The sequence below is a fragment of the Chitinophaga sp. genome (assembly GCF_036569125.1).
GTDB lineage: Bacteria > Bacteroidota > Bacteroidia > Chitinophagales > Chitinophagaceae > Chitinophaga.
This window is the reverse complement of record NZ_DATCRF010000324.1, coordinates 1-6,285: the sequence shown is the minus strand read 5'-3', so window position 1 is coordinate 6,285 and position 6,285 is coordinate 1. Positions and strand designations below refer to the sequence as shown.

The following is a 6,285-nucleotide window of genomic DNA, read 5'->3' as shown; positions in this document are numbered from 1 at the left end:
ATATTGGCGCAACCGCAGTTCACCGCATTGTTACCGCCATTCAATTCCAGGCTTACCTGCTTAAGACCGGTGTAGCGCTGGTAATGGCCAATACGGCTTAATACTTTTGTATTCTCTGTGCTGCCGCCACATTCTACCCCGCCGTTAATAATATTTACGGTTGCGCCAAAACCCGGTTTCAGGCTCAGGGCTGTTTGTTCGGCAGTGGGCGTCCATTTGCCTGGGATCATCACCTCATGACAGGAGGGTTTGGGATATTGCTGCGTCATCCAGAACCAGATACCGGTTTCAAAAGCGATCACGCCATCCTGGATCACTTTCTCCGGGTTGGCCAGCAACACATTCTTATCGCCAAAAATAAACTCGCTTGCCTGCCCGTAGTTATAATTATAGCTAAGCTGTATAGGGCCGCGGCCATGGTACGATTTACCCGGCGCCGGCGGATACTGCGCATTACTTTCATCGCGGTAGCCAATGTTGTTGGTGCCTTCAAAACCTACTTCTTCCCGGAAGTACAGGCCCCAGGCGTAAGGGCCGCCCGGCGCAGTAGGCCAGCCACCGGTGGTTTCCTGGGAAATATTGGCCAGGAAAGCCATGAGCTCACGTTTGCGTGCTGCCAGGTCGCCTTCGCCGGCAAAAGAAGCATAATCCACTGTTTCGGTGAGGATCATGTTAGGACTGATATTAAAATCCGCATCTGTACGGAACACGACTGATGCGCCGGTGGTTTTATCCACGCGGGTAAGGCGGTAAGCGTTGGTGGCACAGCGGCGTTCTACTATAATTTTAATGTTGCCCATGCGGCGCACGGCCTCTGCAAAATTTGCATAGGAATAAAAATCCTTTGCGGGTGTGGCGGGCGGTGTGCCAGCGCCGGTACGGTCATCGGGGTTAAAACGATGCGGAAAAAAAGTGCTCCAGTCTGCGCTGGTCACTACATCTGCCAGGTTTTGGGCAGCGCTTTTAAATGCTGTGGTCATACAGCACAGGAATAAAACAACAATAAAACTTCGCTTGCACCTTTGCAGTAGGTTCATGCGTCCTTTTGTACAGGACAGGCTTCTCATAGGTTCTTTCAATTTAGGTTTTCAATGAATAATGCTGACAGATTAATGTGTGGCGATCATGGTTTTATGATGGTGATTTTGAGTTATTATAGTTGTAAAGTGCTCATAGTTATATTTAAGTACAGGCTAAGACGGACCAGGAGGAAAATGGTACTACCGGGTACCCTACTTTTTTAAGCTTTTTGGAAATAATCCTATATTTAACGCATTATTTCACACGAGTACCCCTATGGCAAACATCCTTATACCGGAAAGGTTCCGCGAAAAATTACAACAAGGCGATCAGCTTTTCCTGGGTATCATTCTTAAAACCGCCGCTGAATTTGGCGAAATACTGGAAGATAATAAGCTCTATTTCTTTGAGGAGTATACGGATCATGGCATCAAACATATACAGCAGGTGCTGGCCTCTTCCGATAACCTGGTAACAAAGGATACCTTTGATACGATCCTGAGCGCTAAGGATGCCGGCTGTTATGTGCTGGCCGTAGTGTTACATGACCTGGCCATGCATCTTAGCCTGGATGGATTTATACAACTGCTGAACGGAACATTTGACGGAGTACGCATGCATACCCTGGACAAACTAACCTGGCAGCAGCTTTGGGCAGATTATTTAAATGAAGCGCAGAAGTTTAACGAAAAACAGCTGCTGGCTATTTTTGGAACGGAAAATATCAGCATTCACCCACCGGCGCTGCATGACAAAGGCAGCATTACCAATAATGATAAAAAGCTCATTGGCGAATTTATCAGAAGGCATCATCCCCGGCTGGCGCATGAAATAGCTATCAAGGGATTTCCGGGCGGACAGGGTACGCTTGAATTTGCCGGTGGCATGGAACCTAAGCTCAAAGACCTGGTAGGATTGGTAGCGCGCAGCCATGGCATGGGATTAAGAGCCTGTATTGATTACATTGAAGATAATTTTGGCCGCCTGAATAAGCGGCATCCGTTAGGGGTGCATGCCGTGTACCTGATGGTGCTGCTGAGAATAGCCGATTATATACAGATCGACAGCAGCCGCACCTCCAAAACGCTGATAAAGCTCAAAACATTTGCCAGCCCGTATTCTGAAGGCGAACATCAAACCCACTTATCTGTGGATGATATTGATACCCGGTACCAGGATGATCCTGAACGGATCTACGTACAGGCATCCCCCAAGGACAGCATGACGTACCTGAAGCTTAAAAACCTGATCGCAGACATCCAGTATGAAATGGATATTTCCTGGGCGGTGCTGGGAGAACATTACGGGAATACGGAGCGGCCTGAGATCAAGTACCGGCGCATTACTTCAAACCTGGGAGAAGAATGGTTCCTGAACCGGCAGCAATACATACCGGACAGCTTTTCTTTTAAAGCCGGCGATGAGATCATTAAGCTCATGATTGCACCGCTCTATGGTAATGACCCTTCCTTTGGCGTACGTGAGCTGCTGCAAAATGCGGTAGATGCCTGTAAAGAGCGGGAGGAGCTGGAAAGAAAGAACGGGAATAACGCCTATACGCCGTTGATAACAGCCGCTGTAACAAAAGATGAAGATGAGCAGGCCTGGTTCACTATTACCGACAATGGCCTGGGCATGAATGCGGATATTATTAAACATTATTTTTTGAAGGCCGGCGCCTCTTACCGGAAAAGCACCGAATGGCAGAAAACATTTATTGATGCGCAGGGCCACACCATTGTAAGAAGGAACGGCCGCTTCGGAGTAGGGCTGCTGGCCGCTTTCCTGATAGGGAAAACCATTCATGTAAGCACCCGCAGAACAGGTGAGGAATATGGTTATACTTTTACTGCAGGCCTGCATACCACGCAGATCAATATTACAAAAGACTATTCCCTGCCCGTTGGCACTTCTATTAAAATAAGCATTAGTGAAGATACCCTTAATGAAATGGACCCTGAGGATAAAGACGACGACAGCGCGTGGTTCAAATGGTATACCTTAAGCAGCCCCGCCATTCTATACAGTTATCTTCAGAAACCTTTTAGAAGTTATCAAAGGCAGGACCCGGATCTGCATGATGAGCTGCCGGATGAATGGCAGGCTTTTGATTCCGCCGGGTATAACAAGATCCACTGGACTTACAGTAAAGATTTTTCCGGCGCTGGTTTTTCCTGCAACGGGATTATTATTCCGTCAGACGAAATAGAGCTTTATGATATTGAAGTGATACCAAAGGTCGCTGTTTTTGATTACGAAGGCAACCTGCCGCTAACGCTGGACAGAAGCCGCTTCTCCGGCCATTTAACTTTCCGCAAAGACCTGTCCCGGGATATTTACAAAGATTTTATTGCCTATGTGCTCACTGTTACCGGTATAAGCCAGGTGCATGACCAACGTATGGAGCTGCGGCGTACCACTTTTAATTACCCTGCTTTTATTCGCAACAACGGCAGATACACTCCCTACGACATGAATGCCGTGCTGTTTTCCAAGGAAGGCTTTTTGCTGAATGCTGATTACTGCATCCGGCAGCTTGGCAGGCTGGATGTTTTATTTATACAGTGGGAGGAGGAAACCCTTTCAAACAAGATCCTGGAAATAGATGCCGCTAACTTTTTTATTCAGCTGGATAATACCAGGATAAATGCTATCAATGACTATTCATTACTTGTTACAGAGGATTCCAACCGTCTTTTTACAGAAGATGATGACCTGGAATGGGACTGGAATGACGCACCCGCACCGGAAACGGACCATAATAAACCGGCAGAAAACGATCCGGACAGAATTGGTTATATTAAATCAGCCGGGCATGTATTTTTGAAGAAAGAGCGGTACGGGGATATTTTTCATCCCACTAAAAAACGGATCCCCTTGCGGATAGCTAAAGAACATAAGATAAATATTGAAACACCGGAATGGACCAGCTTTCACCTGAGCACTCCTAAAACAGGCATTGTTACGGCTGATTTTGTTAGTCAATACGCAAGCGGCATCAATTTTTTAAAGGAGTATGAATTAAAACGTTCCACCAACATCTTTATGCTCAATGAGCTGCTGGCCTATTACCTGGGTAAAGGTAAAGATGTGATCATTCCTTATGACCTGGAAGCCCGGCGCGAAAAATTCCCGCTTGCATTTAAAGAGCTGGAACGTTATATGCGAAAGTATAAATAAAAAAAGCCCGCGGTAAAAACCACGGGCCTGCTCATATGAGAATAAAGGCAAAAAAGTCTGTCAATCCTCTAACTTACCTTTACCGCGTGTAACACCTTATCCAACCGCTCATACAGGTCCTGAAGGTGCTCACGTGATGCATTATCAGGCGCCGTAACCGCCGCCGTTTTTATGGCTGCTGCCAGTTTTCTGGCGTGGGCTTTTACTATAGATATGCCATCATTCAGGCTGCTTAAACCGGCCTTTTCCGCCAGGGGCGGCAACAGGGTGATCAGCTTTTCCACATAGGCCTTCTGTAAATTGCGGCGATAGAAAGTAATGTTCTTATGCGCCGGTAATTCGGAGAAAATGCCCTGCTGCAGGTCCTGCAGCATTTCTGCCGGTGTGTAGGCTTTGGATGGTTCAAAAGCCTGCTGTTCCAGCAAACGGTTTATAACCTTAGCATCCAGCAGGGAAAACAATACCTGGTTCTGCACACTGGTTACCATGCTGAAACCGGTTTCTGTAAGGCTGAAAAGCTTTTCATCGTTCAGCCATTCCGGTGTGGCAAACAGCTGCTGCTGCAAAAAGGCGATAGCCCTTTTCTGCTTTTCCTTACTTTCAAATTCATAAACGGCGCCGGGCTGCTCTACAGTTTTGGGTGTAGTGTAAATACCGCCTACATTGGCTGCAACGTGCCCCATATAGCGCTGATATTGCAGCACCAGCTCCTTATACATATCGGCCGCCTTTTCATAATCTTCATTGGGTTCGCGGGTCCATTCTATCAGGTGGCCTTCAATGCGCTGCAGGTTCTTAATACCATAGCCGCTTGCTTTCATGGCGTCATCTCCCAGGTCTTCGTTCTGGTTACGCGGGTCCAGCCAGGTTTTAGGATCCCAGGGCACTCTTTCAATGCCAAAGGTGTAACGCTTGCTGGCAGCCAGCCTATTCATCACCCATTTGTTGAGGATGGGCTTTTCGGCTGCGGCGCTGTTAGCTTCCGGTATGTAACGGTAACCCCATTCAATGGCCCATTTATCATAATCGCCAATGCGGGGAAAAATGCCTTTTTCACTGATGTTATCTTCCGGCTGCGCTACATAGTTAAAACGTGCATAGTCCATAATGGAAGGCGTATGCCCATGCGCCTCTACCCATTGTTTATTGCGCAGGCTATCTACCGGCACGGTGGCAGATGAGCCCCAGTTGTGCCGCAGACCCAGCGTATGGCCTACTTCATGGGAGGATACAAAACGGATCAGCTGTCCCATCAGCTCATCATCCAGCTGCAGCTTGCGGGCACGCGGGTCAATGGCGCCTGCCTGTATAAAGTACCAGCGGTGCACCAGGTCCATTACGTTATGGTACCAGTTAATATGCGTTTCCATGATCTCGCCGCTGCGGGGATCCTTAATGCTGGGGCCAGAGGCATTGGCAATGGCCGATGGTTTGTACACTACTACAGAGTGGCGTGCATCATCAATGCTCCAGGTGCTGTCGCCTACCGGCGCCTCTTTACCTATGATAGCATTTTTAAACCCGGCGGTTTCAAACGCTGCCTGCCAGTCGTTAATACCTTTGATCAGGTAGGGCACCCATTTCTTAGGTGTTTGCGGATCAATATAAATAACAATGGGGTTGGCAGGTTCTACCAGCTCGCCGCGGCGGTATTTTTCCAGATCCTCCGGCTTAGGCTCCATACGCCAGCGCCATATCACGCTCTCTTTTTTTATGCCCTGCGGGTTGGCATCAAAGTCCACAAAATCATCTGCAAAAAAACCTACGCGCGGATCAAAGTAACGCGCCTGCATAGGCACTTTTGGCAGCAGCACTATGGAGCTGTTCAGCTCATAGGTATAGATCTTCATACTGCCATCCAGGTATGGCTTGCTGTTATAGGTCTTCACCGCCTTTACCTCTATGTTCATGGGATAGGCTTTTACGCTTTCAATATAAGAGCGGTCTGCCGCCTGCATGCCTACCGACATAAAATTCTTGATGGCAGCATCAAAGAACAGTACAGAGTTATCGCCAATAATATAATCCGTTACCTCTATTACGCTGCTTCTGGCGCTATCATTCAAGGCCTTAATGGGAAAGGCG

3 protein-coding genes are annotated in these 6,285 nt (G+C 47.8%); 1 reads left to right on the top strand and 2 read right to left on the bottom strand.

The features are described 5' to 3' along the window. Positions 1 to 980 (bottom strand): chitinase (locus tag VIM87_RS12090; protein ID WP_331997239.1); only part of this gene is annotated, 980 nt, incomplete at its 3' end. Positions 981 to 1,296: 316 nt separating this feature from the next. Between VIM87_RS12090 and VIM87_RS12085 the strand changes: the two genes are divergently transcribed. Beyond that, positions 1,297 to 4,200, top strand: coding sequence for an HD domain-containing protein (locus VIM87_RS12085; RefSeq protein WP_331997238.1), 2,904 nt, complete (start codon positions 1,297 to 1,299; stop codon positions 4,198 to 4,200). Positions 4,201 to 4,268: 68 nt separating this feature from the next. Here VIM87_RS12085 and VIM87_RS12080 read toward each other — a convergent pair. Beyond that, positions 4,269 to 6,285 (bottom strand): zinc-dependent metalloprotease (locus VIM87_RS12080; RefSeq protein WP_331997237.1); only part of this gene is annotated, 2,017 nt, incomplete at its 5' end.

Excerpts from the sequence above, each read along its gene's own strand:
- VIM87_RS12085 (WP_331997238.1), top strand. The coding sequence starts at position 1,297 with ATGGCAAACATCCTTATACCGGAAAGGTTCCGCGAAAAATTACAACAA.